General features: G+C 74.1%; 1 protein-coding gene. It reads left to right on the top strand.

All coding sequences use genetic code 11. The features are described 5' to 3' along the window. On the top strand, nt 1–1,326 hold a 1,326-nt coding region (locus DYI42_RS23880), incomplete at both ends, for a CHAT domain-containing protein (protein WP_213549624.1).

Below are 1,326 nucleotides of genomic sequence, written 5' to 3'. Positions count from 1 at the left end.
GCTGGCGGCAGGGGGCGGCGAGGTGGGCCGATTGCTGCGCGCGCGGGATGAGGCCCTGGCGCGGCGCGACGGGCTGATGCGGCGCGGGCCGGCGGGGCAGGCGGAGGTTGCGGCTGTCGATGCAGAGCTTGACCGTATCGAGGCCGAGCTGGCCGAGGCGGCGCCGGAATGGCGGGCCGCCGCTGCGCCCGAGCCGCTGGGGCTGGAGGAGGCGCGCGACCTGCTTGGCGCGGGCGAGGCCTTGCTGGTGCAGTTGCAGACGGCGCGAGGCTTTCACGTGTTCATCGTGACGCCGGAGGTGGTTGTCTGGCAGCGGAGCGGCATGGCGGCCGAGGAGATCGACGCAGGCGTGCAACGATTGCGGCGCGCGCTGGACCCATCGGGGCCGCAGCGCGCGGCGGTGGCGTTGAAGGCGGCGGAGGCGGCGCCGGAGGTGTTCGACCGGGATACGGCCCATCTGTTGCATGGTGCGGCGCTCGGGGCGGCGGTGGGGTTCATCCCCAAGGAGACGGTGATCTTTGCGGTGCCGGATGGGGCGTTTCAGGCGCTGCCGTTGGGGCTGTTGCTCGCCTCGCCCGCGCCGGAGGCGGCGGCCTGGTCGGAGATGGACTGGGCCATTCGGCACCACGCCTTTGCCACCCTGCCGCTGCCGGCCTCTCTGAGGGCGCTTCGGGGGCAGGCCGGGCAGAGCGCGGGTGATGTGGCGTTTCTCGGCCTTGCAGACCCGGCCTTTGGCGCGGGGCAGGCGGGGCTGAGCCTGCCGCGCCTGCCGGAGACGGTGGGCGAGGTGGAGGCGCTGAACGGCGCAGTGGCGGGCGGCGCGGGGCAGATCGTGCAGGGCGCGGCGGTGCAGGAGGCGGCGCTGGGGGCGGACATTCCGCTGAACAGGGCGCGGGTGATCGCCTTTGCGACCCATGGGCTGCTGGGCGGAGAGGCGGCGGGGCTGACGGAACCGGCGCTGGCGCTGGCGGCGCCGGAAGACGGGGGAGACGGGCTGTTGAGTGCGAGCGAGATTGCCACGCTGGAGCTGGATGCCGACTGGGTGCTGCTTTCGGCCTGCAACACCGCGCTCGGGCCGGGCGGCGAGGGGGCGGAGGGGCTTTCCGGGCTTGCGCGGGCCTTCCTCTATGCGGGCGCACGGCGGCTGTTGGTGAGCCACTGGGCGGTGGACTCGCTGGCGACTGTGGAGCTGACGACGGGCATGTTCGAGGCCATGGCAGATGCGGGGCCGGGGCCTGCGGCAGGGGCAATGGCGTTGCGCGCGGCGATGCTGGAAATGATCGACAGGCCGGGCCGCCCGCGCTACGCGCATCCGGCGGCCTGGGC

The sequence above is a fragment of the Vannielia litorea genome (genome assembly GCF_018424695.1).
In the GTDB taxonomy this organism is placed as follows: domain Bacteria; phylum Pseudomonadota; class Alphaproteobacteria; order Rhodobacterales; family Rhodobacteraceae; genus Vannielia; species Vannielia litorea_A.
This window is presented reverse-complemented; position numbering and strand designations above follow the sequence as displayed.